At 68.4% G+C, this 26,251-nt stretch carries 23 protein-coding genes; 12 read left to right on the top strand and 11 right to left on the bottom strand.

The features are described from left to right. Window positions 1–107: 107 nt before the first annotated feature. Both AC06FB_RS08650 and AC06FB_RS08645 read left to right on the top strand, forming a co-directional pair. Window positions 108–902 carry an NYN domain-containing protein gene (locus AC06FB_RS08650; RefSeq protein WP_053515735.1) on the top strand — a complete coding sequence of 265 codons (795 nt, stop codon included), beginning with the start codon at window positions 108–110 and terminating at the stop codon, window positions 900–902. 106 nt (window positions 903–1,008) lie between these two features. Continuing rightward, window positions 1,009–1,629 (top strand): glutathione S-transferase family protein, encoded by a 621-nt coding sequence (locus AC06FB_RS08645; RefSeq protein WP_065174440.1) that lies wholly within the window; start codon window positions 1,009–1,011, stop codon window positions 1,627–1,629. A gap of 59 nt (window positions 1,630–1,688) precedes the next feature. Here the strand turns inward: AC06FB_RS08645 and AC06FB_RS08640 are convergent, their stop codons facing one another. After that, window positions 1,689–3,866 carry a primosomal protein N' gene (locus AC06FB_RS08640; protein ID WP_478053581.1) on the bottom strand — a complete coding sequence of 726 codons (2,178 nt, stop codon included), beginning with the start codon at window positions 3,864–3,866 and terminating at the stop codon, window positions 1,689–1,691. Between the two features lie 413 nt (window positions 3,867–4,279). On the opposite strand from AC06FB_RS08640, the gene AC06FB_RS08635 reads away from it, so the two are divergent. The 4 genes from AC06FB_RS08635 to sppA all read left to right on the top strand — a co-directional run bounded on the left by AC06FB_RS08635 (window position 4,280) and on the right by sppA (window position 9,371). After that, window positions 4,280–5,287 (top strand): hypothetical protein, encoded by a 1,008-nt coding sequence (locus AC06FB_RS08635; protein WP_478053580.1) that lies wholly within the window; start codon window positions 4,280–4,282, stop codon window positions 5,285–5,287. Further along, window positions 5,280–5,849: a DUF3106 domain-containing protein gene (locus AC06FB_RS08630; protein WP_053515743.1), complete on the top strand. Its 570-nt coding sequence runs from the start codon at window positions 5,280–5,282 to the stop codon at window positions 5,847–5,849. The genes AC06FB_RS08635 and AC06FB_RS08630 overlap by 8 nt, the downstream gene beginning before the upstream one ends. 125 nt (window positions 5,850–5,974) lie before the next feature. Further along, a complete protein-coding gene (locus AC06FB_RS08625; RefSeq protein WP_053515745.1) occupies window positions 5,975–7,339 on the top strand; it encodes an MATE family efflux transporter in 1,365 nt (454 codons plus the stop codon). Window positions 7,340–7,448: 109 nt separating this feature from the next. After that, entirely contained in the window at window positions 7,449–9,371 is a 1,923-nt protein-coding gene (gene sppA / locus AC06FB_RS08620) for a signal peptide peptidase SppA (protein WP_053515746.1), read from the top strand. A gap of 100 nt (window positions 9,372–9,471) precedes the next feature. On the opposite strand, the gene AC06FB_RS08615 is transcribed toward sppA, so the two are convergent. Continuing rightward, window positions 9,472–9,684, bottom strand: coding sequence for a hypothetical protein (locus AC06FB_RS08615; RefSeq protein WP_053515748.1), 213 nt, complete (start codon window positions 9,682–9,684; stop codon window positions 9,472–9,474). 111 nt (window positions 9,685–9,795) lie between these two features. Between AC06FB_RS08615 and AC06FB_RS08610 the strand changes: the two genes are divergently transcribed. Next, window positions 9,796–10,572 carry an SDR family oxidoreductase gene (locus AC06FB_RS08610; RefSeq protein WP_065181584.1) on the top strand — a complete coding sequence of 259 codons (777 nt, stop codon included), beginning with the start codon at window positions 9,796–9,798 and terminating at the stop codon, window positions 10,570–10,572. Window positions 10,573–10,610: 38 nt separating this feature from the next. On the opposite strand, the gene AC06FB_RS08605 is transcribed toward AC06FB_RS08610, so the two are convergent. From AC06FB_RS08605 to AC06FB_RS08565, 9 genes are all read right to left on the bottom strand, one after another. Next, window positions 10,611–11,333 carry a hypothetical protein gene (locus AC06FB_RS08605; RefSeq protein ID WP_478053579.1) on the bottom strand — a complete coding sequence of 241 codons (723 nt, stop codon included), beginning with the start codon at window positions 11,331–11,333 and terminating at the stop codon, window positions 10,611–10,613. Window positions 11,334–11,358: 25 nt separating this feature from the next. Then, complete coding sequence (locus tag AC06FB_RS08600; RefSeq protein WP_478053578.1) at window positions 11,359–12,033, bottom strand: DUF4124 domain-containing protein; 675 nt, start codon at window positions 12,031–12,033, stop codon at window positions 11,359–11,361. 56 nt (window positions 12,034–12,089) lie between these two features. Further along, a complete protein-coding gene (gene tsaC, locus AC06FB_RS08595) occupies window positions 12,090–12,680 on the bottom strand; it encodes an L-threonylcarbamoyladenylate synthase type 1 TsaC (protein WP_080375246.1) in 591 nt (196 codons plus the stop codon). A 105-nt stretch (window positions 12,681–12,785) separates the two neighbouring features. After that, window positions 12,786–15,272 (bottom strand): DNA topoisomerase I, encoded by a 2,487-nt coding sequence (locus AC06FB_RS08590; protein ID WP_478053577.1) that lies wholly within the window; start codon window positions 15,270–15,272, stop codon window positions 12,786–12,788. Window positions 15,273–15,463: 191 nt separating this feature from the next. After that, on the bottom strand, window positions 15,464–16,396 hold the full coding sequence (locus AC06FB_RS08585; RefSeq protein ID WP_053517104.1) for an RDD family protein: 933 nt from the start codon (window positions 16,394–16,396) through the stop codon (window positions 15,464–15,466). Window positions 16,397–16,444: 48 nt separating this feature from the next. Beyond that, the gene (locus tag AC06FB_RS08580) at window positions 16,445–17,182 is read right to left on the bottom strand and encodes a pilin (RefSeq protein ID WP_279941959.1); all 738 of its coding nucleotides are present in this window, start codon (window positions 17,180–17,182) and stop codon (window positions 16,445–16,447) included. A gap of 39 nt (window positions 17,183–17,221) precedes the next feature. Further along, complete coding sequence (locus tag AC06FB_RS08575) at window positions 17,222–17,695, bottom strand: DUF494 family protein (RefSeq protein WP_053517108.1); 474 nt, start codon at window positions 17,693–17,695, stop codon at window positions 17,222–17,224. A gap of 43 nt (window positions 17,696–17,738) precedes the next feature. Further along, a complete protein-coding gene (gene dprA / locus AC06FB_RS08570; RefSeq protein ID WP_478053576.1) occupies window positions 17,739–18,866 on the bottom strand; it encodes a DNA-processing protein DprA in 1,128 nt (375 codons plus the stop codon). Between the two features lie 79 nt (window positions 18,867–18,945). Beyond that, complete coding sequence (locus tag AC06FB_RS08565; protein WP_053517112.1) at window positions 18,946–20,076, bottom strand: LysM peptidoglycan-binding domain-containing protein; 1,131 nt, start codon at window positions 20,074–20,076, stop codon at window positions 18,946–18,948. A gap of 126 nt (window positions 20,077–20,202) precedes the next feature. Here AC06FB_RS08565 and def point away from each other — a divergent pair, with 126 nt between their 5' ends. The 5 genes from def to AC06FB_RS08540 all read left to right on the top strand — a co-directional run bounded on the left by def (window position 20,203) and on the right by AC06FB_RS08540 (window position 26,239). After that, window positions 20,203–20,715 (top strand): peptide deformylase, encoded by a 513-nt coding sequence (def, locus tag AC06FB_RS08560; RefSeq protein ID WP_053517114.1) that lies wholly within the window; start codon window positions 20,203–20,205, stop codon window positions 20,713–20,715. Between the two features lie 121 nt (window positions 20,716–20,836). After that, window positions 20,837–21,760, top strand: coding sequence for a methionyl-tRNA formyltransferase (gene fmt, locus AC06FB_RS08555; protein WP_459062359.1), 924 nt, complete (start codon window positions 20,837–20,839; stop codon window positions 21,758–21,760). A 3-nt stretch (window positions 21,761–21,763) separates the two neighbouring features. Next, complete coding sequence (gene rsmB, locus AC06FB_RS08550) at window positions 21,764–23,095, top strand: 16S rRNA (cytosine(967)-C(5))-methyltransferase RsmB (RefSeq protein WP_053517118.1); 1,332 nt, start codon at window positions 21,764–21,766, stop codon at window positions 23,093–23,095. 22 nt (window positions 23,096–23,117) lie between these two features. Further along, window positions 23,118–24,830 carry an ArnT family glycosyltransferase gene (locus tag AC06FB_RS08545; RefSeq protein ID WP_262218954.1) on the top strand — a complete coding sequence of 571 codons (1,713 nt, stop codon included), beginning with the start codon at window positions 23,118–23,120 and terminating at the stop codon, window positions 24,828–24,830. Between the two features lie 143 nt (window positions 24,831–24,973). Beyond that, window positions 24,974–26,239, top strand: coding sequence for an O-antigen ligase family protein (locus AC06FB_RS08540; protein WP_053517197.1), 1,266 nt, complete (start codon window positions 24,974–24,976; stop codon window positions 26,237–26,239). Window positions 26,240–26,251 lie beyond the last annotated feature (12 nt).

The raw sequence follows: 26,251 nt of genomic DNA, 5'->3' as shown, positions 1-26,251 counted from the left end.
GGGGGCATGGGGAACCGTCCGGCATCTTCGCACGGCGGCGGCCTGTCACGTCAGCGTGCGCGCGGATCGGCGATACTCGGATTCAGGCAACCGCCAGCGAGAGGCCCATGAGCGAACCGGAAAAGCGCATCGCCCTGTTGATCGACGCCGACAACGCGCCCGCATCGAAGATCGACGAAGTGCTGGCGGAGGTGGCCCGCTACGGCGTGGCCAATGTCCGCCGTGCCTACGGCAACTGGAAGAGCCCACGGCTGAAAGGCTGGGAGGCGGTGCTGCACGAGTACGCGATCCGGCCCATCCAGCAGTTCGCCTACAGCAAGGGCAAGAACGCCTCGGACATGGCCATGGTGATCGATGCGATGGACCTGCTGTACGCGCGCAACCTCGACGGCTTCGCCATCGTCTCCAGCGATGCTGATTTCACTCCAATGGTGATGCGTCTGTTGACCGACGGGGTGAAGGTGTATGGCTTCGGCGAAAAGAAGACGCCGGAACCCTTCGTCAATGCCTGTTCCAAATTCACCTATCTGGAAGCACTGGGCCAGGCCCATGCCAGCGTGCCGGAAGTGGAACAGGGCACGGCAGAGCCGGGTGCCATCGAGCCGGCCACCGGTGAAACGGGCAGCGGCGAGGAAGTGCGCCCGCGCAAGAGCGGCGCGGAAATGCGCAGCGATACACGTCTGGTGAAGATGCTGCGCCGCGCCGTGTCCGCAGCGGAAGGCGAAGACGGCTGGTCGCACCTGGGGCCGGTGGGCAGCCAGATCGCCAACCAGGCCTCGTTCGATTCGCGCAACTATGGCTATGGAAAGCTGAGTGATCTGCTGGCGGCGATCGGTCTGTTCGAACTGAAGAAGGATGGCAAGTCGTCCTACGTGCGCGCGCTGCCGAAGAAGAACCGGTAGCGCCGGGCCATGCCCGGCCGACGCCCCCGCGCATCATTCCGCACGCCCACATGTACACCGATCAGGCGTATCGTTGCCGCTCGCATTGCCCGCAAGGAATACCCGCATGTTGAAGATCTGGGGCCGTCGCAATTCCAGCAACGTCCGCAAGGTGCTGTGGTGTGCCGAAGAGATCGGCCTGCCCTACGAGTCCATCGAAGTGGGCGGCAGCCACGGTGGCACACAGACGCCGGAATACCTGGCGATGAACCCCAACAGCCTGGTGCCGGTGATCGAGGACCAGGGCCTGCCGCTGTGGGAGTCCAACGCCATCGTGCGCTACCTGAGCGCGCGCTACGCGCTGGGGACTCTGTACGCCGAGGATCCGATGGAACGTGCACAGGCCGAGAAATGGATGGACTGGAGCACTTCGCGGATGGCGCCGCTGTACAGCGATCTGATCTGGGGCATCATGCGCACCGCGCCGGCAGACCGCGACGAATCGCGGATCAATGCTGCCATCGTCCGCGCCGCCGATTACCTGGCGATGGCCGACGCGACGCTGGCCACGCAGCCGTGGCTGTCGGGCGCGACATTCGCGATGGGCGACATCCCGTTGGGTTCACTGGTGTACGCCTGGTATGAACTGCCGATCCAGCGTCCGGACCTGCCCCACCTGGCCGAGTGGTACGCCCGGCTGCGTGAGCGACCCGCTTACCAGCGCGGCGTGATGTCACCGCTGACGTAAGCGGGAATCGCGCGCGGTAACGGTAGCGCCGGGCCATGCCCGGCGGATTCCGCTTGCATTCAATACAGATCCGTCGGATCCACATCCAGCGACCAGCGCACCTTGCGGGCTTCCGGCAAGGCATACAGCTGCGGTACCAGCTGCGCCAGCACGCCGTGCAGAGGCGGGCGCTGTGCCGATGACAGCAGCAGCTGCGTGCGCTGGTAGCCGGCCCGGCGCGGCATCGGTGCCGGCATCGGTCCGTACGCTTCCACCAGCGCCTGTTCGCCCAGCAGTCGCCGTGCAGCCAGCAGGAACGCGTTGGCGTGCTCCACCTGCTGCGCTTCGGCACGCATCAGTGCCAGATGCGCGAATGGCGGGAAGCCGGCGGCCTGCCGCTGGTTCAGTTCGGCCTGCGCGAACGGGTGGTAGCCGCCGTTGACCAGCGTCTCCAGCAGGGGATGACCCGGATGGTGGGTCTGCAGCCACACCTCGCCCGGATCGCGGGCGCGCCCGGCGCGGCCGGCGACCTGGATCAGCTGCTGCGCGAGTTTCTCGCTGGCGCGGAAATCGGCCGAGAACAGGCCCTCGTCGATGCCGACCACCACCACCAGCGTGAGTCTGGGCAGATCGTGGCCCTTGGCCAGGATCTGCGTGCCGACCAGGATGCCGGCCTGGTCCCCCAGCTTGGCCAGCTGCTGTTCCAGCGCATCGCGGCGGGCGGTGGTGCCGCGGTCGATGCGCACCACCGGGTACTCGGCGAAAGCGGTGGTGAGGTGCTGCTCCAGCCGCTCGGTGCCGATTCCCTGTGGCTGCAGGGCCAGGCTGCCGCAGGCGGGGCAGGCCAGTGGCGCCGGTTGCCGCGCACCGCAGTGATGGCACTGCAGGCGACGGCCGCCACCATGCACGGTCATCGGCGCATCACAGCGCTGGCACGGCGCCGTCCAGCCGCAGTCATGGCACAGCAGTACCGGTGCGTAACCACGCCGGTTCTTGAACACCAGCACCTGCTGGCCGCGCTGCAGGTGCTCGCCGATGCCGGCCAGCACTTCGGCCGAGAGACCGTCCTGCAGGGGACGCTTGCGCACATCGAGGATGCGCACGCGTGGCGGCCGCGCGTCGCCGGCGCGCTGCTTCAGGCGCAGGTGCAGGTAACGACCGGCATAGGCGTTGTGCAGGGTTTCCAGCGACGGTGTCGCGCTGCCCAGCAGCACCGGAACCCCCAGCGCCTTGGCACGCACCAGGGCGAAATCGCGCGCGTGGTAGCGGATGCCGTCCTGCTGCTTGTAGCTGCCGTCATGTTCCTCGTCCACGATCAGCAGGCCGGCCTGCGGCAGCGGCGTGAACACCGCCGAGCGGGTGCCGACGATCACCCGCGCTTCGCCGCGCGAGGCGGCTGCCCAGACGCGCGCGCGCTCGTTGTCGTTCAATCCCGAATGCAGCGCATGCACGGCGATGCCCAGGCGGCCGCGGAAACGCGCCAGGGTCTGCGGCGTCAGTCCGATTTCGGGCACCAGCACCAGCGCCTGCCGGCCTTGGGCCAGGCAGTGGATGATCGCCTGCAGGTAGACCTCGGTCTTGCCGCTGCCGGTCACCCCATCGAGCAGGAAGGGCTGGAACTCCTCCGCGGCGTTGATCGCGGCAACGGCTTCGGCCTGGTCCGGATTGAGGGTCGGGCCGGGCAGCGGTTGCGCGTGCTGTGGCGCTACGCTCAGTGCAACGCGCTCGGCCAGTGCGCGCTTGCCGAGACTGCGCGCCGCGCTGCGCCAGTCCTCCATGCGCGCCCCCAGCACGTCCTCGTCCACGACGGCGTCGGCCAGCAGTTCCGCCAACTGCCGCGGGCGGCTGCCTGCGCGCAGCGTGCCGCGCTGCGCGTGGCCTGCGGCGGTCAGCTGCCAGCCCCAATGATGGGTGTCGGGCAGGGCTTCGCCGTGCCGCAGCGGCCCCGGCAGGGCCGTGCTCAGCACTTCGCCCAGCGGCGCGTGGGTGTATCGGGCCAGCCATTGCAGGCTCTGCCACAGTTCGCCCTGCAGCAGGGGCGCGGGGTCGCACCACGCGAGCGCCTGACGCAGGCCCTGGCCGTCGTCGGCCTGGCCGTGGCCGGCCACCACGCCGATGAGTTCGCGGTTGCCGAACGGCACCTTCACCCGGCAGCCGACCGCCACGTCCGGGGCATCGCCCTGCGGCGACAGATAGTCGAACAGGCGGGGCAGGGGGACGGGCAGGGCGACCTGCAGGGTCGGAATCGGGTCGAGCATCGGGGCAGTGTAACGGGCCGTGTGCACCCGCATGCCGCCCGGAAGGCCCACACGGGGGACGTCGCCGAATCATAAATGTCACCTAAATATCGGTGTCCATTGGAGATTCAGTCTTATCCACACGTTCTGTGGATAACACTGTGCGTTACCGGTCAACGGCTGCGCAGGACGCCGATGGCGACGGCCTCGCCCTTGGGTTGGTCAAAAAATCGCCATACTTTAAAATGTATTAAAATCAATATGTTATGTGTGAAACATTGCTGAAACAGAGTGAATTCAGCGAGATGTCGCGGTTTTGCCGGGCGCCAGCGTGGTGCTGTGCACAACCTGCAGCATGAAGTGCCCACGGACGCAAGTCCTGCCGGGCGCCGATGGCCTGCCGCTATCATGCCGGCAGACCTCTGGAGTGACCGATGACCGCTGTGCCCGCCCCTGTTTCCTCGACCGCGGCCGGTGCGCTGTCGGCGTTTCTGCGTGGCGTAGAGCGCCGTGCCCTGGTAGTGGCGGAGCTGCAATGCGGCGACCCGGCCCGGGCCGAGCAGACCCTGGTGGCGGTGATGCGCGCCTTCTCGGCCGTTGCCAGCGATCTGCCGATGGCACAGTGGCCGACCCGCTTCTGGACCCTGCTGGGGCAGCGGCAGGCACTGCGCGAGCCGGCCCCGGGCCAGTGGCCGCCGGCACTCGCCGCACTGGGCGGCATGGCACCGCTGCCACGGCTGGCCCTGCTGCTGCGGGTGGGCGGCAGCCTGGATGAGAACATCGCCACGCGGGTACTCGATCGTGATGAGGCCGGCTACCAGCAGCTGCTGGCCGATGCCTGCCCGCGTGATGCCCAGGGTCAGCCGGATGCCGTTGCCTGGCGCGGCCTGGCCGAACAGGTGCAGCAGCGCATCCGCGACCTGCCGGCGCAGCGCCTGCAGCAGCTGCAGCAGCCGGCAGCTGCCACCAGCAGCAATCCGCAGGCGCCGACGTCCAGCTGGAGGGCACCGCAGCGCGATGAACGGAGCGCTGCCAGCCCCCGGCGCCGGCGCCCCGATGCCCGACCGCGCTGGCGCGGGCCGGCGATCCTGCTGCTGACGGTGGCAGTACTGCTGGCAGCCGCTCTGGGCTGGCGCCATTGGAGCGGTCGGTCGCTGGTGAGCGATGCGCCGCTGCCGGAGGGGGTGGTTGCCGAGGCCGGCCCGGTCACGGTCGAGGCGCTGCCGCCGAGCACGGTCGCTGCCATGCCGCAGGCGGACAGCGCCCCGGCCAGCGATGACGCAGCACTGCTGGCCGACCGCGATTATCCGTTGCTGGCCGAGGCCGATCTGTATGCCTGGACGGCCGCCGGTGGTCCGCTGCCGGTGGACGAGTCGCAGACCAGGCCGAGCCGGCCAGAGCCGGCCAGCGCAGTGCTGGAAACCGCCGCCGCCGATGAATAAGTCCGTGATCACCAGCCTGCTGCTGGCCATCCCGTTGTCGCTGTCCGCAACGCCCCAGACCCTGAATGTTCCACTGCCACCCGCGCCGGCGGCCACGCCCGCGGTCCCGCCATCGGCGGCACCCACCGCGTTCGTCCAGCTCGACGCGCAGCAGCAGCGGCAGCGCCGCGCCGACTACGCCGCTTGGCGCGCGCTGCCGGAAAGCGAGCGCGAACGCATCCGTCAGGCGGCCACGCGGTTCGCCGCACTGCCGGCCGCACAGCAGGAGCGCCTGCGCTCGCAATTCCAGGCACAGGACCAGGCGTTCCGCGATGGCTGGCGGTTGGGGCCGCAACTGGGCGTGGAGTTTCCCAAGCTGCATGGGCTGTTCGGCTTCCTGCCACCGCAGCAGCGCGACAGTGCACTGGCCGTGCTGCACCAGCTCAGCCCGGCACAGCTGGCGCAGTTGGCGCTGGTGGCCCAGCGCACGCCGCCGCAGGAACGCGATGCGGTGCGCAGCGCGTTCCTCGCCGTACCTGCTGCGGAACGAGACGCCTGGCTCAAGCGCCAGGCCGGCCAGTAAGCGCGCGGTCAAACCCAGCGTTCACGCCATGTCATGGGAATGAACGCACCGCGCGCGTAAGATGACGGCCCGCAACCCGGTGCCTGTGCCCTTCGCGCGCAACCGCAGTTCGCGTTCTGCATCCCATGTCCAACGCAACCTCCACGCCGCGCTTCAGCAAGGAAGTCGGCGCCACCGGTCTGCTCGCCCTGCCGCTCGTGCTCGGGCATGTCTCCACCGGCCTGATCTCCTTCGTCGACAACGTAATTGCCGGTCATCACGCCACCTCAACCCTGGCGGCCGTGACCATCGGCACGGCCCTGCTCTGGCTGCCGATGCTGATTCCGATCGGCACGCTGATCTCGCTGACCGCCTCGGTATCACAGCTGCACGGCGCCGGCCGCGAGCGCGAGATCGGTCCGCTGTTCCGGCAGGCGTTGTGGCTGGCGCTGGGCCTGGGCCTGATCATGTTCACCTTCCTCACGGTGGTGCCGCCGCTGCTGCCCGCCTTCGGCATCGCGCCGGACATCGTGCCCGGCGCAACAGCGTTCCTGCATGCGGTGCGCTGGGGCGGGCCGGCGCTGACGCTGTACTTCTGCATGCGCTATCTCAGCGAGGGCATGCACTGGACGCTGCCGACCATGTTGATCGGCTTCGGCGGCCTGGTGGTGCTGGCGCCGATGGGCTACGTGCTGGCCAACGGCAAGCTGGGCTTCCCGGAGCTGGGTGCCGAGGGCCTGGGCATCGCCTCGGCGGTGATGATGTGGTTGCAGGCAAGCGCATTTGCCCTCTATCTGTGGCGTACCCGGCGATTCGCCCATCTGCAGCTGTTCTCGCACTTCGAGTGGCCGCGCTGGAAGGCGATCTGGGACCTGCTGCGCACCGGTCTGCCGATCGGCATCACCGTGCTGATGGAAGGTGGGTTGTTCATCGTCACCGCGCTGCTGATCGGCCGCCTCGGCGCCAACGAGGCGGCAGCCCACCAGATCGCGATCAACGTGGCGCAGCTGTGCTTCATGATCCCGATGGGCGTGGCCGAGGCCACCACGGTGCGCGTGGGTCATGCAGTGGGGCGGGGTGATGGCTTCGGTGTGCGTCGTGCAGCCTGGGCCGGCTACGCGATCATCATGGGTACACAGACGTTGTCCGCGCTGGTGCTGCTGTTCGGCCACGATGCCATCGTCGGGGTGTACACCAACGATCTGGCGGTGGCCGGCCTGGCCTCCACGCTGCTGCTGTACGCGGCCACCTTCCAGTTCCCGGACGGCATCCAGGTGCTGTCGGCCGGAGCTCTGCGTGGCCTGAAGGACACCCGCGTGCCGATGTTCATCGCCATGTTCGCCTACTGGGGCCTGGGCATGCCGCTCGGCGCCGGGCTCGGCCTGGGGCTGGGCATGGGCCCGCAGGGCATGTGGATCGGCCTGATCGTCGGCCTCACTGCCGCCGCCATCCTGATGGGCTGGCGCCTGCGTCGCAGCAGCCAGCGCATCGGCCAGTCCGCGCTGTCCTGACCCTCCGCCCGTCACCCCGTGACGGGCGATCCCCTGACTTGTGTCCGATGCCGCCTCACACGGCACCGGCTATGCTGTTACCACGGCAAGAAGCCATCCGGAGCGCTCCATGAATCAACCCGTGCCCCCGCTGCCCCAGGCGCGTCGCAATCCCGTCGCCAGTTTCTTCATCGGGCTGTGGGACGTCATGAATTTCACCCGCCGGTTGATCCTCAACCTGGTGTTCTTCGGCCTGCTGTTCCTGCTGCTGGTGGTGTTCGTCATCGCCGCCGGCATGGGCGCCGGCGCCAGCAAATCGCTGCAGGACCGCACGACCCTGGTGATCGCACCGGAAGGGCGCCTGGTCGAGCAGTTCAGCGCCGATCCGGTCAGCCGCGCGCTGGCCAAGGCCGTGGGCGACAACAGCGCCGAAGAGGTCCAGCTGCGTGACCTGGTCCGGGTGATCGAGTCGGCGCGCGAGGACAAGAAGATCGAGCGCGTGGTGCTGGAACTGGACAAGCTGCAGCCCTCCGGCTTCGCCTCGCTGCGTGAAGTCGCCGCCGCGCTGCAGAGCCTGCGCGCGTCCGGCAAGCAGCTGGTGGCCTACAGCGAAAGCATGGGCCAGTCGCAGTACCTGCTGGCTGCGCAGGCCGACGAGGTCTACCTGGATCCGATGGGATCGGTGGTGCTCGAGGGTCTGGGCCGCTACCGCCAGTACTTCCGCTCCGGCCTGCAGGACAAGCTGGGCGTGGACGTGCACCTGTTCAAGGTGGGCGAGTACAAGTCCGCGGCCGAGCCCTATGTGCTTGATGCTGCTTCGCCGGCGGCCAAGGAAGCCGACCTGTACTGGATGAACGACGTGTGGCAGCGCTATCTGGGCGACATCGCCAAGGCGCGCCGGCTGGATCCGGCGCAACTGGCCGCCGGCATCGATACGCTGCCCGAAGGCGTGGCGGCTGCCGGTGGCGATCTGGCCAAGTTCGCCCTGCAGCAGAAGCTGGTGACCGCGCTGAAGACCCGCGAGGAGTTCGAAGACCTGATGATCGAACGCGGCGTGGCCGATGAAGACGCTGAGGGCGGCTTCCGCAATGTCGATTTCGGTCGCTACATGGCCCTGCTCGACGCCCGCCGCAGTCCGGTGGATGCACGCCCGCAGGTGGCCGTGGTGGTTGCCGCCGGCGAGATCAGTGGCGGTGACCTGCCGGCCGGCCGCATCGGTGGTGAGTCCACGTCGGCGCTGCTGCGCGCTGCCCGCGACGACGAGCAGGTCAAGGCCGTTGTGCTGCGCGTGAATTCGCCGGGTGGCGAAGTGTTCGCCTCCGAGCAGATCCGCCGTGAAGTGGTGGCCCTGCAGGCCGCCGGCAAGCCGGTGGTGGTGTCAATGGGTGACCTGGCCGCGTCCGGTGGTTACTGGATCAGCATGAATGCCGATCGCATCTACGCCGATCCCTCGACCATCACCGGTTCGATCGGCATCTTCGGCATGATCCCGAACTTCAGCCGCGCGCTGGACAAGATCGGCGTGCATACCGATGGTGTCGGCACCACGCGCTTCGCCGGTGCGTTCGACGTCACCCGTCCGATGGATCCGGCGGTGGGCCAGGTCATCCAGACGGTCATCAACAAGGGCTACGCCGACTTCACCGGACGTGTCGCCGAAGCACGCAAGAAGCCGGTCGAGGCCATTGATGAGGTGGCCCGTGGCCGTGTCTGGAGTGGCGCGCAGGCAAAGGAACGTGGTCTGGTCGATGCCTTCGGTGGCCTGAAAGACGCCGTGGCCGACGCCGCCAGCCGCGCCAAGCTGGGCGGCGAAGACAAGTTCCGCGTGCGTTACATCGAAAAGGCCGCGACCCCGTTCGCGCAGTTCGTCAGTGGGTTTGCCGGCAGCCGTACTGGTGCCTGGATGCTGTCCGATTCGGGCGTGGCGCGGATGATGCTGGCGCGCACGATGCCGGAAGTGGATACCCAGCTGCGCTTCGTCGAGAACGCCGCGCGCGAGAAGGGTAACGGCGCTCCGGTAAAGACCCTGGCGTACTGCTTCTGCGGGTTCTGAGCACAGCCAGCCACGCGTAGCGTGGATCGACGGAAAACGCCCGGCCCTTGGCCGGGCGTTTTCGTTTGGCGGCGCTCCGCTGACGGCGCCATCGCGGCGATCAGCGCGCTGCGTCGGCTTCCGCGCTGCGCTCGCGCTCGGCGCCATCATCGACGGTCTTCTGCACGGCGCGCGCGCGATCGATCGGTTGCTGCGCTGCACGGGCCAGGGCTTGGGGTTCCGGCGGCCGTTCCGGGTCCGGTGCCGGTGGGCGTTGGCAGCCGGCCAGCAATACAGTCGCCGACAGCAGTACGGACAGGATCAGGATGCGCATGGCGGCTCTCCACGACGGGCGTGCGGCCAGTGTGGCACCGCCGGCAGGGGCGTGCCGTGAGCGCGTATCCTTTCTGCATCGGAACACAGCGGGCGCAGCCCGGGAGGACACATGACCCAGCAACGGTGGCGACTGGACGGGCAGACCGCACTGATCACCGGCGCCAGCGCCGGCATCGGCCTGGCCATCGCGCGTGAACTGGCCGGCTTCGGTGCCGACCTGATGATTGTCGGGCGCGACATCGACGCGCTGGAAACCGCGCGCGACGAGCTGGCCGACGCCTATCCCGACCAGCAGGTGCGCGCGCTTGCCGCCGACGTCTCCGACGACGAGGATCGCCGGCAGATCCTGGACTGGGTCGAGGACCATGCCGATGGCCTGCACGTGCTGGTCAACAATGCGGGTGGCAACATCACCCGCGCCGCCATCGACTATACCGAGGACGAGTGGCGCGGCATCTTCGAGACCAATCTGTTCTCGGCGTTTGAACTGTCGCGCTATGCGCATCCGCTGCTGGCACGTCACGCCTCGTCGGCCATCGTCAACGTCGGCAGCGTCTCCGGCCTGACCCATGTGCGCAGTGGCGTGGTGTACGGCATGAGCAAGGCGGCGATGCATCAGATGACCCGCAACCTGGCCGTGGAATGGGCCGAGGACGGCATCCGCGTGAACGCGGTGGCGCCGTGGTACATCCGCACGCGCCGCACCTCCGGGCCGTTGTCCGACCCTGACTACTACGAGGAAGTCATCGATCGCACGCCGATGCGCCGCATCGGTGAGCCGGAGGAAGTCGCCGCGGCCGTGGGCTTCCTGTGCCTGCCGGCGGCGAGTTATGTCACCGGCGAATGCATCGCCGTGGACGGCGGCTTCCTGCGCTACGGGTTCTGACCGTCACCGCGTTGGGCCCGCGCCACGCCGGCAGGTCCTCACCTCGGTACCGGGCAGTCGCTGGCCTCGAGCACGGCCTGCAGACGCTCGCGCTCGCTGCGCGCGGCGTCGAGGTTCTCCGGCGCGGCGAAGCGCTCGCGCCCCCGGGCGTCGCGCAGGCGCTGCTGCCAGCTGCCGCAGCGCTGGATCTCGGGAACCTCCTCGCAGCGGTCGCGTACCACTTCGCAGCTGGCGGCATTGGCCGGGGTGACACCGCCAAGACCCTGTACGTCGAGCAGCACGCAGTGCGGTGGCGCCGCCTCGTACTCGTGCAGGTAGCGGCTTCCTTCCTCGCTGCTGCACTGGAAGATCGGCGGCAGCGGTGCCCGTGGCGCGGTGTCGCTGCGGCTTGCGGGGTCCGTCCGCAGCGGCAGCGCTGCGCTGTCCAGAATGGCGTCGCCGCCGCCAGCGGGTTCAACCATGCCCGCTTCCATGATGGTGCGCGCCTGGTCGAGCCGGCGCGGCGTGTCCGCCGCTGCCGGCGGCGGCGCTGACGACGTGGCGAGCTCCATTTCCTGGCCGGCGGGCGGCTCCACGCGCGGTGCCGGCGTCGCTGATGGCTCCGGTACCCGCTGGATCTGCTGCGTGCTGCCTTCGGGGCAGGGCGTGCGCTGCAGGGTAGGAACGTCGCTGCTGCTGAATGTGCAGCGGTAGATCACCATGTCCTCGGCGAACGCGTTTGCGGGCAGCAGCGCCAGAACCAGCCAGAGTGCTTTTCTCATGCGTGCAGCCTACACGGGCAGGGACTCAACGCTCGCAGTCGCGCGACAGGCGCGCATCGATACCGCGCTGTTCGTTGCTGATCGCGGTGCGCTCGCTCTGCAGCGCGCTGTTGTAGCGGCGGTCCAGCTCCCAGCGGCGATCGCGCAGGCGCGAACAGACTTCCTGCGGCGGCAGCGCATGGCAGGTGTCGCGGACCAGGATGTTGCCTGCCGGCACCTGCACGCCGACGCCGACCGCAGGTGGCCGGTAGAACGGCGGACCTCCGGCCGATGCGCCCGTGGCCGGGCGGGGCCCGGGATGGCCTGGCCCGAAATGGCCGCGCGGCGACCAGACCGTGGTCCACAGCGGGACCCAGCGTGGATTGCCTTCGTTGCTGTCGCTGGTGTAACGCTCGCCGTCGGCGGTAACGCATTCGTACATCGGTTGCGGAGGCTGGACGTGGACGTGCCGGACCTCGCGCTCGATCACGGCCGGCGGCGTGCTGGTTGCGGGCGCGGCGTCGCTGCGCACCACCTGCGGCGCCGGATCACGCGGCCGCTGCAGGTCGCGCACTTCCTGGCGGCCGCTGCTGCACGGCGTGTCCTGCAGTGCCACGGCGCCATTGCTGCCGACACAGCGGTAGACACGCACATCGTCGCCGGCGGTGGCGGTCAATGGCAGCAGCAGGCTCAGGCAGAGGGCGGCGCGCAGCGGGCTCATGGAGGCAGCGTGCGGGATCCGGCGGAGCGGCGCAATCCGCGCGTCCACAGGGCGGCTCAGGATCGCAGGACGTTGCCGCTGAGCGCATCGCGGATCGGCGTCGGCTGGGCCAGGCCGCCGGTCGGGCCGTCCAGGATACCGTCCAGCAGGCGCAGCAGGCGCGGATCCAGTTCCTCGCGGCTGCGTGCGGGCGGCTCGCCGGCCAGGTTGGCGCTGGTGGAGACCAGCGGCCCGCCCCACGCGTGGCACAGTGCCGCCACCAGCGGGTGGGCGCTGATGCGCACCGCGATGCCGCTGTGTTCGCCGGTGATCCAGCCTGGCGCGCGTGATCCGGCAGGAAGAATCCAGGTGTTGGCGCCGGGCCAGCTGGCCAGCACTGCACGCTGACGCTCGTCGGGCAACGCCTGCAGGCGTACCCAGCCTTCCAGCTGCGCCAGCTCGGCGGCCACCAGGATCATGCCTTTCTCGATCGGCCGCTGCTTCAGCCGCAGCACCGTGTGCACCGCCGCTTCGTGCGACGGGTCGCATCCCAGGCCCCAGACCGCTTCGGTGGGATAGGCGATCACGCCGCCGGAGCGCAGCAGGGTGACGGCAGAATCCAGGGTGAGTTCTTTCATGGTGGCGACCGGCCCGGCATGGGCCTTCATTATCCTCCCACCGCGTGCAGATGGGGTGGACCGGCGCCATCGAGGCGGCGGCGGACCGGGTACTGCACTGCCTGCGCCCGACCCATGGCCGGGCGCTGTCCCGCATCAGGCTTTCTTGACGACCTTCTTGGCCGCTTTCTTCGCCGGTGCCTTCTTGGCGGCGGCCTTCTTTGCCGGCGCCTTTTTCGCGGCCGCCTTCTTGGCCGGTGCCTTCTTCGGCGCGGCTTCCTTCTTCACCGCTGCCTTCTTCGCCGGTGCCTTCTTGGCAGCGGCTTTTTTCGCGCCGAAGCCCTTGCGCACCGGCTTGCCGGTTTCTTCCATCAGCTGCTGCACTTCGGCCAGCGTCAGCGAGGCGGGCTCGCGGTCCTTGGGAATCTTGCCGTTCATCCTGCCGTCGCTGATGTACGGGCCGAAGCGGCCATTCAGCACCTGGATGTCGCTGCCTTCGAATTCCTTGATGATCCGGTTGCGCGCGATCTCTTCCTTCTCTTCGATCAGGAAGACGGCGCGGGCCAGGTCGATGGTGTACGGGTCGTCTTCCTTCTTCAGCGAGGCATAGGTGCTGCCACGCTTGGCGAACGGGCCGAAGCGACCAATGCCGACGCTGACCGGTTCGCCCTTGTCCTCACCCAGCGCGCGCGGCATCAGGAACAGCTCCAGCGCGTCTTCCAGGGTGATGGTGTGCATCGACTGGCCCGGGCGCAGCGAAGCGAACTTCGGCTTCTCCTCGGCATCTTCGGCGGTGCTGCCGATGGCGGCGTACGGCCCGAAGCGGCCCAGGCGCACGCTGACCGGCTTGCCGGTCTTCGGGTCGGTGCCAAGCTCGCGCGCACCACTGGCTTCGGCACGATCGACCGATTCCTTCTTGTCCTCGACCAGCTCCTTGAACGGCTCCCAGAAGCGTGACATCAGCGGGATCCACTCTTCCTCGCCGCGCGAGACGGCGTCCAGCTCGTCTTCAAGCCTGGCGGTGAAGTCGTAGTCCACGTACTGGGTGAAGTGGCTGGACAGGAACTTGGACACTGCACGACCGACGTCGGACGGACGGAAGCTGCGACCTTCCATCTCCACGTACTTGCGGAACAGCAGGGTCTGGATGATCGAGGCGTAGGTCGAGGGACGACCGATCCCGTACTCTTCCAGCGCTTTGACCAGTGCCGCCTCGGTGAAGCGGGGCGGCGGCTGGGTGAAGTGCTGCTCGGCCAGGATGCGTTCCAGCGGCACGCGGTCGCCGGGCTTCATCGCCGGCAGCTTGCGGCCTTCGTCCTCGTCTTCGGCGCTCTTGCTGTCCTTGCCTTCCTCGTACACGGCCAGGAAGCCGGGCACGACCACGGTGGTGCCACTGGCACGGAAGACGTGTTCGCTGCCGGCCGACAGGTCGACGCTGACGGTGTTGAGCGTGGCCGGAATCATCTGGCACGCTACCGCGCGCTTCCAGATCAGTTCGTACAGCCTGCGCTCGTCGTCGGTCAGGAACCGCGACACCTGCGCCGGCGTGCGCAGCGCCGAGGTCGGTCGCACCGCTTCGTGCGCTTCCTGGGCGTTCTTAGACTTGGTCTGGTAGGTGTTGGGCTGGTCCGGCAGCGAACCGATGCCGTAATCGCGGGCGATCACGTCGCGGATTTCCGCCAGCGCATCCTGAGATAGGTTGACCGAGTCGGTACGCATGTAGGAGATCAGGCCGACCGTGCCCTCATCGCCGATTGCCACGCCTTCGTACAGCTTCTGCGCCACCTGCATGGTCTTGCGGGTGGTGAAGCCGAGCTTGCGCGAGGCTTCCTGCTGCAGGGTGGAGGTGGTGAACGGCGGCGCCGGGCGGCGCTTGCGCTCCTTGCTGGCCACGTCGGTGACGTGCAGCGAGCCCTGCGCCGCCTGCTGGATGCGCAGGCGGGCGGCCTCGGCGGTATCGCCGTCGGTGATGGTGAACTGTTCGAACTTCTGTCCGTCCAGCTTCACCAGCTTGGCATTGAAGTGTTGCGACGGGTGCGCGCATTCGGCGGCGATGGACCAGTATTCGCGCGCGATGAAGGCTTCGATCTCTTCCTCGCGCTCGACGATCATGCGCAGTGCCGGGCTCTGCACGCGGCCGGCGGACAGGCCGCGCTGGACCTTGCGCCACAGCACCGGCGACAGGTTGAAACCGACCAGGTAGTCCAGCGCACGGCGTGCCTGCTGGGCGTCCACCAGGTCGCTGGCAATGGCCCGCGGCTGGTTGATCGCTTCCTTGATGGCGCGCGGGGTGATCTCGGTGAAGACCACGCGCTGCATCGGCTTGTCCTTGACCAGCCCGCGCTCCTTCAGGATCTCGGCGATGTGCCAGCTGATCGCCTCGCCTTCGCGGTCCGGGTCGGTCGCCAGCAGGATGTCATCGGCGCCCTTGGCCGCCTTGGCGATCGCATCGACGTGCTTTTCGTTCTTGTCGATCACCTCGTAGTGCATGGCGAACCCGTTGTCCGGATCGACCGCGCCTTCCTTCGGGATCAGATCGCGCACGTGCCCATACGAGGCCAGGACGGTGTAGTCCTTGCCGAGGTATTTGTTGATCGTCTTGGCCTTGGCCGGCGATTCGACGATGAGCAGGTGCTTGGGCATGGCAGCAGTGTCTGTGGGGCGAGCCGCAGGGGAGGGGCCGCTAGGGTGGAGCAAACGGCCGCATTAGTGAAGCGGCCACGGGCAAATCCATAAACTGAACGCCCGGTTGGGTGCCGGGCGTTCAGGTTTCCTTATTAGAGGAATCACGCCCGGACGCTCCATGTCAAGCGCCCAGGCGTGAGGATGGCCGGTCAGGAGGCCATCTTGGCGATGAATCCGATGGCCGCCACCATCAGGACCAGGCCGGCCAGGGCCAGCAGGGCGGTGATGACCAGGACGGCGATGGTGACCACGCCCAGCTCGCGGCGTTGCAGCTGCGGCTGGTCGGTGAAGGCCCAGCGGTCCACCACCAGGGTGTCGCACATCATGTCGTGCAGGCCCTGCTTGCGCTCGGTGAACGCGGCCATCAGGTAGCCGATGCACAGGATCAAGCCGCTCAGCACGGCGGCCCAGTAGCGTCCGAAGGCACGTCCCACGGTCAGCCGGTCACCGTTGCTGCGCACGACCTTGATGCCGACGGCCATCTTGCCCAGGGTGGCACCGCCGCGCGAGGCGTGGAACCAGGTGTAGTACACCATGGAGATCACCAGGTTGAGCAGGCCGCTGACCAGCTGGCCCATGATCTCGATGGCCGACTCGCCGCTGCCGGCGGCCCCCATGCCCGCACCCAGTGCCAGGGCGGAAATGACGCCGATGATCGTGCCGGGGATGAGCAGCACGAAGTAGTCGATCACATAGGCAGCCACGCGCTTCCAGAAGCCTGCGTACACCACTTCGCCGCCCATCACCGGCTGTGCGTGGCCGGCCATGGCTGCGGTGCCCGGCGCGCTGTAGGGCGAACTGCTGAGCGCGCCGGTGCCGGGCAGCGGCGCCGTGCCGTTGTCGATGGCCTGGTAGTCGCTGCGCAGGTCGAAGCCGCCACTGTCAGCGGCCGTGGTGGCGCTGGCCAGGGTCTGCAGGCCGAGCTCGTCGACCACCTGCCGCAGCGCGGCCCATTGCGCCATGCCCTCACGCCAGACCAGCGTATCCAGTGTCAGCTGGCCGCGCTGGAAGCGCTGGCGGATGTCCTCGACCGGCAGCGGTCCCTGGCGTTGCTGTCCTTCGGCGAAATACCACTCAGTCATTGTGTGTCCCTCCTGGGTCGTCCTTGCTTGGGGTGCTGTGCCGATGGCTCAGCCGCGGCACTGCTGCGGCAGATACTTGTCGTTGCTTTCGCCGCTGCATTCCCAGCGGCCGCTGTCGCGGTCGTATTCCAGCCACAGCAGATCGCCATCGATGGTCTTGCCGGGCGCGGCCAGCGTGGCTTCGATACCGCAATGACCGTTGTTGAAGCGGCCGATGTGGACCGCTGACAGGCCTGCGGCGGAGAAGTCCCCCGGCGCCGGGAAACCGGCATCGTTGGCACCCGGGCAGCGTCCTTCCTCGTCGGCGAAATGCTGCACCTGGTCCTTCAGTGGTTGCAGTGCGGTCAGCGACGTGGCGACCTTGGAGCGCAGGGTGTAGTCGTTGTAGGCAGGCAGCGCGATGGCCGCCAGGATCGCCACGATGGGTACCACCACCAGCAGCAGTGCCCCGCCGATGATGGCGGTCAGGGCGCAGCCGGACAGGCCCTTCTTCGGTGGCGGCAACGCGGCCGCGGGCGCACTGTGGGCATAGGGGGTTGCCGCCGGCAGTACCGGAGGCTGCGGGGCAGGGGGCTGCAGCCCGGGTTCGTCGCGGGCGGCATCGACGGCCGGTACGATCAGGCCGAGCTCATCCACCACGCTGCGCAATGGCTGCCATTGCGGCAGCCCATCGCGCCACACCAGGGTGTCCAGGCTGATCTGATTGTTGCGGAACAGCTCGACAAGCTGTTCTGCCGGCAGCGGGCCTTGCTGCCGGTTGCCTTCTGCATGGAACCACTCGCTCACGGGGTACGCTCCTGAATGCGCTATGCCCCAAGTGTACGGTCAGTGCAGGGGTTCTGGCTCGTCCATGAACATCTGCGTTTCCATCCAGGCGTAAGCCGCCTCGGCGCCGGGCTGGTTGAACAGCACCATCAGCACGACCCATTTCAGATCGTCCAGGTCCAGTTCGTCCTGGTCCAACGCCATCGCCCGGTCCAGCACCAGCTCGCGCTGGTCGGCATCGAGGATGCCGTGCTGCTCCAGGTACAGCAGGAAACCGCGGCATTCCACGTCCAGCTTGTCCAGCTCGGGCCCGTGATAGATGCGCACCGGGCCATCGACCCGCGCCTGGGCCACACTCGGACGCTGTGCCGCCAGGGCATCGAGCCAGTCGAATGCCTTGTTGATCTCGGTAGGACTGAATCCGGCCTGGATCAGGCCGTTCTGGAGCGAATCGCGGTCACGGATCAGGTCCGCATCTTCGCTGAAATAGTGTTCAAACAGGTACAGCAGTACATCCAGGATGCTCTCTTTCATTGCCCCTCGGCCTGCGTCGCGCGACGCTGTGGAGGTGAAGAAACTAGGGAGTTCGACAGTAGCGGCCGTGTACGCAGACCACGATTCCCGCAAGTTCCATGGCCAGCAGCATGGAGGACACCTGCGGCGCCGTCAATCCACAGCGCGTGATCAGTGAATCCATACTGATTGGGTCAAGGTCCAGGGCCTGCCACAACCGCTGGTAGTCAGGGTCGCCGACCCAGCGTGCCGGCAGGTCGGCTGGCACTGCCTGTTCAGTGGGGGTGGCCAGCCGCGATTGCAAGGCCGGCAAGTGCTGGCGCAGGGCCGGGGCCAGCAGCTCCAGCACGTCCTCGGGCCGTTCCACCAGGGCGGCTCCCTCGCGGATCAGGCGATGGCAGCCGGCTGCCCGCGGATTGAGCACCGAGCCGGGCACGGCGCATACCTCGCGACCGGCCTCGGCGGCCAGGCGCGCCGTGATCAGGGCGCCGGACCGGTGCGCCGCCTCGATCACCACGGTGGCCAGGGCCAGCCCGGCCACCAGCCGGTTGCGCGCCGGAAAGTGGCCGGGACGGGCAGCCGTGCCGGGCAGGTACTCGCTGAGCACGGCGCCCTCGGCGCCGATCCGGGCCTGCAGTGGCGCATGGTGGTCCGGATAGGCACGGTCGGGGCCCGTTCCGATGACGGCAACGGTACTGCCGCCGGCGTCCAGCACCGCAAGGTGGGCGGCCGCATCGATACCGGCCGCCAGCCCACTGGCGACCGCCAGTCCGGCTTCGGCGAAGCTGCCGGCAAAACGCGCCGCCAGTGCCCGACCGGCCGGTGTGGGTGAGCGGCTGCCAACCACCGCCACCGCCGGGCGCCAGGCCAGGCCGGGGTCGCCGGCCACGAACAGCGCCAGCGGCGGGTTGGGGACCTCCGGCAGCAGGGGCGGGAAGGCCGGGTCGGTAACGGCCAGCAGGTGATGGTGGTCGTCCTGCAGCCAGTGCAGGGCGGCTTTCGACCGCTGCGCATCGGGGCGTTCCAGTGCCGCGCACTGTTCCGGGGTGCAGCCATGGGCGCGCCAGCCGGCCACGCCCAGCGCAAGGGCCGCTTCGGCGCTGCCCGCGCCCTGCAGCAGTGCCCGCCGCGGCGCCAGCGCGCCTCCCGCCATCACCAGGCGCACCAGCGCCTCATCTGCCTGCTTGGTCATCCCCCCACTATCGACCGCAGACAACAAAGGCGCCCTAGGGCGCCTTCGCGTACGGCTGTCAGGGATGTTCCCGGCAACCCTACTTCGTGTCCGGATGCAGCGCGCTGTAGCCCACTCGTACAGGCTTCACGCCCTGCATCACCAGCGCATAGCTCACGTTGTCGAAGGTGCGGAACACCATCGCATGCGCGGCGTACTCGTCGGGCAGCGAGACCCGGCCGGCGCCGGTACTGAGCGAATCATCCATGCGCGAGGACCCCGGGTACTTCATCCGGTGCGCGACGTGGCGGCCCGGCCGCCACAGCGAGAACACGGTGCCGTTGTCCACGCCCTGCGCGCGGCCCGCCGAAATGGCGATCACATCGCGTGGCCCGCCAACGCTGAACATGTCGGTCACCGCGAGCACACGCACGTCCACGCCCTCGACGCCCGCCGCCGGCACATGCGGGACGAACTGCAGGTCGTAGGGCCTTGCCTCGACCGGCACCAGCCGGTCGCCGGCGCGGACTTCACGCCCGCCGCTGTTCTTGTCCAGCACCAGGGTGGACGCCTCGACCTTGCCGCCGGCAACCTGGGTGATGGTGCCCGTCCCGACCTGCATCAGCTCGTAGCCCAGCATCTGGTGCGCACGTCGCGTCGGCGCGTTGTAGGCCCGCCACAGGTTGCCGCTGCCGGGGGTGACCTCGCCATTGGCGGTCAGGTCCTCGGTGGGCTTGGGCACGCCATAGCGCACGGTCGGGCGGACCACGGCCCAGCGCTGCCCGACCTGGGCATCGGCCAGGCGCACGTACACGGCTTCGCCACTGCTGGCGCGCAGGCGGTCTTCTTCCAGGCCCGCCACGTAGGGCAGGTGGTCGATGCGGTCGACCACGCTCAGCTGCTTCAGGAACGGCTCGACCTGGGCCAGCGGAATGGCATCGATCGGGGCCTCCTGGCGGGGCCCGGGCTGGGCCGTCACACGGTCCAGGTAGGCCAGGCTCAGCACGTCACCCGGATAGATCAGGTGCGGATTGGCGATCTGCGGGTTGGCCTGCCAGATCTCCGGCCACAGCCAGGGCTTCTGCAGGAAACGCGCGGCGATATCCCACAGCGTGTCCCCTTTTCGGACCACATAGGTATCCGGGTGCCCGCCATTCACTTCCACGGCGGTAGCATAGGCAGCCACGGTCAGCATCGCCGCGGCGACGACCGTACGAAAACGAAGCAACATAGGTGTGAAGCCCTGATTCCCCAACAGGTCCGCGCACTATAGTCCAGAAACCGGGGCGCAAGGCAAGCGTTGCAGCTAGAATCTGCGACGTATGCCGGCGTGCCGGCCCCCTATCCGGAAACTGCCATGGCCCTCCTCCCGATTCTTGAGTTCCCCGATCCGCGCCTGCGTACCAAGGCCGCGTTGATCGACGCCGCCGAAGTGACCACGCCGGCCTTCCAGGAACTGGTCGACAACATGTTCCAGACCATGTACGACGCGCCGGGCATCGGCCTGGCCGCTACCCAGGTGGACGTGCACAAGCGCTTCATGGTCATCGATGTCAGCGAAGAGAAGAACCAGCCGCTGGTGTTCATCAACCCGGAGATCGTCGCCAAGGACGGGGGCCGGGTGTACCAGGAAGGGTGCCTGTCGGTGCCGGGCATCTTCGCCGACGTGACCCGTGCCGACACCATCACCGTGAAGTTCCTTGACCGCAATGGCCAGGAACAGCAGATGGAGGCCGGTGAAGTGCTGGCCACCTGCATCCAGCACGAGATGGATCACCTGGACGGCAAGCTGTTCATCGATTACCTGTCGCCGCTCAAGCGCGAGATGGTCCGCAAGAAGCTGGCCAAGCAGCGCAAGCACGTGGCGTGATCGCCGCTCCGGGCCGCCCGCAGGGGTGGCCCGTGCCCGCGCGCAGCGCGTGGGCTGTACGGCGCCGGCCGACGGCGCCGTTTTCTTTCCTGCACGAATCCATCCTGCAAGTGGGGTAGCCATGAGGATTGTCTTTGCCGGTACGCCGGAATTCGCGGTGTCATCGCTGCGCGCAGCGGCGCGCCACCACGAGGTCGTGGCCGTCTACACCCAGCCTGACCGTCCGTCAGGCCGTGGTCGCGGCCTGGCCCCCTCGCCGGTGAAGCTCGAGGCGGTGGCCCGCGGCATTCCGGTGTACCAGCCCGAATCGCTGAAGGACGAAGCGGCCCAGCAGCAGCTGCGTGACCTGAAGCCGGACCTGATGGTGGTGGTGGCTTACGGCCTGATCCTGCCCAAGGCCGTGCTGGCCATCCCGACCTACGGGTGCTGGAACGTGCACGCTTCGCTGCTGCCGCGATGGCGCGGTGCGGCGCCGATCCAGCGCGCGATCCAGGCAGGTGACGAGACCACGGGCGTGTGCCTGATGCAGATGGAAGCCGGACTGGATACCGGCCCGGTGCTGCTGCACCAGGCGCTGCCGATCGCGGCCACCGATACCGGCGGCCAGCTGCACGACAAGCTGGCCGAGCTGGGTGCGCAGGTGTTGTCCGATGGCCTGGGACTGCTGCGCGCCGGCATCAAGCCGATCGCGCGGCCGCAGCCGGAGCAGGGCGTGACCTACGCACACAAGCTGGACAAGGCCGAGGCGAAGCTGGACTGGGCGCAGGATGCAGCGCTGCTGGCGCGGACCGTACGCGCGTTCAACCCGTGGCCTGTCGCCGAAGCAACGCTGGCCGGCGAGCGCGTGCGCATCCATGGCGCCGTGGCGCAGGCGATGGAGCACGGCCAGGCACCGGGATCGGTACTTGCTGCCGGCCGCGAAGGCATCGACATTGCCTGCGGCCAGGGCGCGCTGCGCCTGCGCGTGCTGCAGCGCGAAGGTGGCAAGGCGATCACTGCCGCCGATTACCTCAACGCCCGTCGCGACCTGCGCGTGGGAGCGTAAGCGGTGACGAAACAGAATGACTTCTCCATCGCCAGGGCGGCGCCGGGTGCAGCCACCCGCATGCTGGCCGCACGCGTGCTGGCCCAGGTGTTCACCCGTGGCCGTTCGCTGAAGGCGGAACTGGCGTGGGCCCTGCCGAAGCTGGCCGACAGCCGTGATCGGGCGTTGCTGGAAGCGCTGTGTTTTGCCGTGCTGCGCCGTCGCAGTACCTATGACGCGGCATTGCAGGCGTGGATGCAGAAGCCGCTCTCGGCGCGCGATGCAGACCTGCGCACGCTGCTGATGGTCGGCTTCGCCCAGCTGGACGTACTGGAACTGCCGGCGCACGCGGCCCTGTCGGCCACCGTCGACGCAGCGCGTGCGCTGGGCCGTGAGCGCCAGGCGGGCCTGGTCAATGCCATCCTGCGCCGCGCCCAGCGTGAGGGATTCCCGGAACAGCCGGCCCGCGATGCATTTCCGTCCTGGCTGGCCGAGGCCATCGAGCGCGACTGGCCGGCGCAGGCCGAGGCGATCTTCAGCGCCAGCCTGCAGCCTGCGCCGCTGTGGCTGCGCGCCAACCGCCAGCACGGTGGCCGCGAGAAAGTCCTGGCCGTGCTGGCCGAGGCCGGTATCGTCGCCGAGCCGAGTCCGCTCAGTGCGGACGCGTTGCGGCTGGCGACGCCGGTCGCTGTCAACCAGCTGCCCGGCTTCGCCGAGGGCGCGCTCTCGGTGCAGGATCTGTCCGCGCAGTGCGCGGCCGATGCGCTGGCGCCGGCCGCCGGGGCGCGGGTACTGGATGCCTGCGCCGCACCGGGCGGCAAGTCGGCGCACCTGCTGGAGCGTGATCCCAGCCTGCGCCTGCTGGCGCTGGACATCGACGCCCGTCGCCTGGCGCGTGCCCGTGACACGTACGCGCGCACGGGTGTCGGTGAGGGCGCACAGACCCTGGCGGCAGACGCCAGCGATCCTGGCGCGTGGTGGGATGGCACGCCGTTCGATGCGATCCTGCTCGATGCGCCCTGTTCGGCCACGGGCGTGATCCGCCGCCAGCCGGATGTGATGTTCCACCGCCGCGCCGAGGACATCGATGCGCTGGTCGGCGTTCAGGCCCGGCTGCTGGAGGCATGCTGGTCGATGCTGCGCCCCGGTGGCGTCCTGCTGTATGCCACGTGCTCGATCCTGCGTGCGGAGAACATCGAGCAGATCCGCGCGTTCCTGAAGTGGCACCCGGATGCGGTGGCGCAGCCGTTGGACGAGGCGTTCGGGCTGGATTGCGAAGGCATTGCACGCCAACGACTGCCCGGTGACAGCGATGCTGACGGATTCTTCTACGCGCGTCTGCTAAAAGCGGTGTGAATCCGCTGCCGTTCAAGTCCTCATGCTGAAAACCCGCGCGTCGCGAGAGACGTGGTTGTTCGTGGTGATGGCCCTGCTGGTGCTGGGGGCTGGACTCGGCCTGCGCGATCCCTGGCCGTCGGATGAGCCGCGCTTCGCGCTCGTCGCCAAGCAGATGGTGGACAGCGGTCACTGGTTGTTCCCGCATCGCGGCCTGGAGCTGTACTCGGACAAGCCGCCGATGCTGATGTGGTGGCAGGCCACGCTCTATCACCTGATCGGCGATTGGCGGCTGGCGTTCCTGCTGCCCTCGCTGATCGCCGCGCTGGGCACGTTGTGGTGCGTGGTCGATCTCGGCGGTCGGCTGTGGACGCGACGCGTCGGCCTGTACGCAGGCTGGGCACTGCTGTTCGCACTGCAGTTCACCTTCCAGGCGAAGAAGGCACAGATCGATCCGCTGGTGGTGCTGTTCATCACCCTGGCCAATTACGGGCTGCTGCGCCACCTGCTGCTGGGCCCGGCATGGCGCTGGTGGTGGCTGGGCTGGTTCTTCGCCGGGATCGGCGTCATCACCAAGGGCGTGGGCGTGATCGCCCTGCTGATGCTCGTTCCGGCCGTGATCGGCTCGGCGCTGCGGTGGAACGGTGTGCGCCTGCATGCGCGCGACCTGCGCTTCTGGCTGGCGCCGCTGGCGTTCCTGCTGGCCGTGGCGCTGTGGCTGCTGCCGATGGTGCTGGCGGCGCTGGCGACCGGGCTGGACGAGTACCGCGGCTACATGGACGACATCCTGTTCCAGCAGACCGCAGGGCGTTATGCCCAGTCCTGGGACCATCACCAGCCGTGGTGGTACTTCCTGGCGATCATGCCGTCGATGTGGATTCCCGCGTTCCTGGCACTGCCGTGGGCGATTCCGGCCTGGCGCCGCCGGCTGCAGCGACGCGACGCGCGCTACCTGCTTCTGCTGGGGTGGTGGTTGCTGATCGTGCTGTTCTTCTCGATTCCCGAGGGCAAGCGCGATGTGTACATTCTCCCTGCGCTGCCGATGTTCTGCCTGGCCCTGGCGCCGCTGCTGCCCGGCCTTCTGCGCCGTCGCGACGTGCAGGCACTGCTGGGGCTGTTCACGCTGGCCCTGGCGCTCGGCACGCTGCTGGCAGGCGCACTGGCATTGCTGGGCGAGCCGGGATTTGAGTCGAGGCTGGAGCACGAACGTGGTCTGGCACCGGGCGTGATGGATGCGTTGGCCTGGGCGGCGCTGGCGATGGGCGCCTGCGGTGTGGCCAGCCTGTTGCTGTCTGGCCGTGGCCGGCGTCATCTGGCCATGGTGTCGACCCTGGCCACGGTGTGGGTGCTGTACAGCCTGGTGGGCTACCCGCTGTTGAACGATTCGGGTTCGGCGCGGGGCCTGATGCGCCATGTGGGGGAGCGCATCGGCCCGCAGGCCGAGTTGGGCCTGGTGGCCTGGAAGGAACAGAACCTGCTGATGGCCGATCGACCGGCGGCCACGTTCGGCTTCAACACCCCCTGGGATGAACAGCTGCAGGCGGCGACGCGCTGGCAGCGGCTGGTGCCGGCGCGGCGATGGCTGCTTGTGCAGGAGGACGCCCTGTTGCCGTGCGTGGACCGCGACCGGGCCGAACCGGCGGGCGTGGCCAATCGTCGCCGCTGGTGGCTGGTGCCGGCGGAGGCGGTGGTCGCGCCCTGCCAGGCCAGCGATCGCGAGCGCGAACGTGAACGGCGTTTGCAGGAACGGGGATAACGACCTGTGTCCACGCTTGTCCAGACTGCCCAACAGGCGACAAAGGCAGTAAAACAGCACACTGGGAGTGGCCGTTGTGGCCGCCCCCGTTCTTCCCGCACACCCGCAGCGAAACTTCCGACGTGCCAGCTCCACCGGACAACCTGAACCCCGCGGCCGGCGACCTGCCGGGTGCCCCCGTCGGCGGTCGGCAGCGCACGGCGCACTGGCTGGCGCAGATCGGTCTGTTCTGCCTTCCGGCGCTGGTGCTTACCGTGCCGATCAACCTGCTTCCGTATGGCCTGTTGCTGCTGGCCAGCACGCTGCTGGCGCCGGAACTGCTGTGGCGCGCCCGGCACATGGGCGGGCAGCCGGTGAAGGTGCTGACCTGGCTGATGCTCGCGGTGCTGGCACTGGGCCTGCTGTCGGTGCTGCTGTTCGAGCAGGGGCTGCGCGATGTCGACAACCGCTCGCGCTTCGTGGTGATCCCCTGGATCGCCCTGTGGGTCTGCGCGTTGCGCCCGGACCTGCGCTGGCTCTGGCGTGGCGCGCTGGCCGGGCTGCTGGTCACCTTCGCGATGTCGCTGTGGCAGGTACTGCAGGGGGCTCCGCGTGCGGAGCTGTTCACCAATGCCATCGTGCTGGCCGACATCGTGATGGTGCTGATGGTGCTGCTGGTGTTCTGCCGACCTTCGCGACGCTGGTCGCTGGTGATCGTCGGCATGGCGGCCGGCTGTGGAACCATCGTGTTGACCGGCAGCCGTGGCGTGTTCGCGGCGTTGCTGGCTCTGCTGGTGGTGCTCGCGCTGAGCCTGCGCTGGCGGACCGGCACCGCCCGCCTGTCGGTGCTGGCAGGCATGTTGGCGATTGGCGCCACCCTGCTGCTGTCGGTGCCCGAGCTGCGTCACCAGGTGCGGCTGAGCGAGCTGCACAGCGACATGCAGCGCATGGAGCAGGGCGACAGCGACTCTTCCGCCGGTGCCCGCGTGGAGCGTCTGCAGGTTGCCTGGGATACCTTCCTGGACCACCCGCTGGTCGGTGTCGGAATCGGCCACTTCGATGACGCGATGCAGCGTGTGCCAGTCTGCCGCGAGAACCCGGACGAACAGCGCTGCCACCTTGGCCATGCCCATAACGACGTAGCCGAATGGGCCGCCACCCAGGGCATGCCCGGCCTGCTGCTGCTGCTGGCGGTGTATGGCGTTCCGCTGTGGGTGTTCGTGCGCCTGCATCGGCGCAGCGGGCGCAGTACGTTCCGCGGGCCTGCCGCGGCCGGGATCATGATCGTGACCACGTACGTGCTGTGCGGGCTGACCCAGTCGATGTTCGCGCACCAGATGACGGCCAGCTTCTACGTCACCATCGTCGGCCTGCTGGCCGGGTTGTCGATCCTGGAAGGTGCCCGCCACCGCGGGGCCAACGCGGGTTGACGCCCCGCCGCC

The organism is Stenotrophomonas sp. Steno-C15 (genome assembly GCF_056393265.1).
Note: the sequence above shows the minus strand (reverse complement) of the source record. Positions and strands in the feature narration are given on the sequence as shown.

Excerpts from the sequence above, each read along its gene's own strand:
- AC06FB_RS08650 (WP_053515735.1), top strand. The coding sequence starts at position 108 with ATGAGCGAACCGGAAAAGCGCATCGCCCTGTTGATCGACGCCGACAAC.
- AC06FB_RS08645 (WP_065174440.1), top strand. The coding sequence starts at position 1,009 with ATGTTGAAGATCTGGGGCCGTCGCAATTCCAGCAACGTCCGCAAGGTG.
- AC06FB_RS08640 (WP_478053581.1), bottom strand. The coding sequence starts at position 3,866 with ATGCTCGACCCGATTCCGACCCTGCAGGTCGCCCTGCCCGTCCCCCTG.
- AC06FB_RS08635 (WP_478053580.1), top strand. The coding sequence starts at position 4,280 with ATGACCGCTGTGCCCGCCCCTGTTTCCTCGACCGCGGCCGGTGCGCTG.
- AC06FB_RS08630 (WP_053515743.1), top strand. The coding sequence starts at position 5,280 with ATGAATAAGTCCGTGATCACCAGCCTGCTGCTGGCCATCCCGTTGTCG.
- AC06FB_RS08625 (WP_053515745.1), top strand. The coding sequence starts at position 5,975 with ATGTCCAACGCAACCTCCACGCCGCGCTTCAGCAAGGAAGTCGGCGCC.
- sppA (WP_053515746.1), top strand. The coding sequence starts at position 7,449 with ATGAATCAACCCGTGCCCCCGCTGCCCCAGGCGCGTCGCAATCCCGTC.
- AC06FB_RS08615 (WP_053515748.1), bottom strand. The coding sequence starts at position 9,684 with ATGCGCATCCTGATCCTGTCCGTACTGCTGTCGGCGACTGTATTGCTG.
- AC06FB_RS08610 (WP_065181584.1), top strand. The coding sequence starts at position 9,796 with ATGACCCAGCAACGGTGGCGACTGGACGGGCAGACCGCACTGATCACC.
- AC06FB_RS08605 (WP_478053579.1), bottom strand. The coding sequence starts at position 11,333 with ATGAGAAAAGCACTCTGGCTGGTTCTGGCGCTGCTGCCCGCAAACGCG.
- AC06FB_RS08600 (WP_478053578.1), bottom strand. The coding sequence starts at position 12,033 with ATGAGCCCGCTGCGCGCCGCCCTCTGCCTGAGCCTGCTGCTGCCATTG.
- tsaC (WP_080375246.1), bottom strand. The coding sequence starts at position 12,680 with ATGAAGGCCCATGCCGGGCCGGTCGCCACCATGAAAGAACTCACCCTG.
- AC06FB_RS08590 (WP_478053577.1), bottom strand. The coding sequence starts at position 15,272 with ATGCCCAAGCACCTGCTCATCGTCGAATCGCCGGCCAAGGCCAAGACG.
- AC06FB_RS08585 (WP_053517104.1), bottom strand. The coding sequence starts at position 16,396 with ATGACTGAGTGGTATTTCGCCGAAGGACAGCAACGCCAGGGACCGCTG.
- AC06FB_RS08575 (WP_053517108.1), bottom strand. The coding sequence starts at position 17,695 with ATGAAAGAGAGCATCCTGGATGTACTGCTGTACCTGTTTGAACACTAT.
- dprA (WP_478053576.1), bottom strand. The coding sequence starts at position 18,866 with ATGACCAAGCAGGCAGATGAGGCGCTGGTGCGCCTGGTGATGGCGGGA.
- AC06FB_RS08565 (WP_053517112.1), bottom strand. The coding sequence starts at position 20,076 with ATGTTGCTTCGTTTTCGTACGGTCGTCGCCGCGGCGATGCTGACCGTG.
- def (WP_053517114.1), top strand. The coding sequence starts at position 20,203 with ATGGCCCTCCTCCCGATTCTTGAGTTCCCCGATCCGCGCCTGCGTACC.
- fmt (WP_459062359.1), top strand. The coding sequence starts at position 20,837 with ATGAGGATTGTCTTTGCCGGTACGCCGGAATTCGCGGTGTCATCGCTG.
- AC06FB_RS08545 (WP_262218954.1), top strand. The coding sequence starts at position 23,118 with ATGCTGAAAACCCGCGCGTCGCGAGAGACGTGGTTGTTCGTGGTGATG.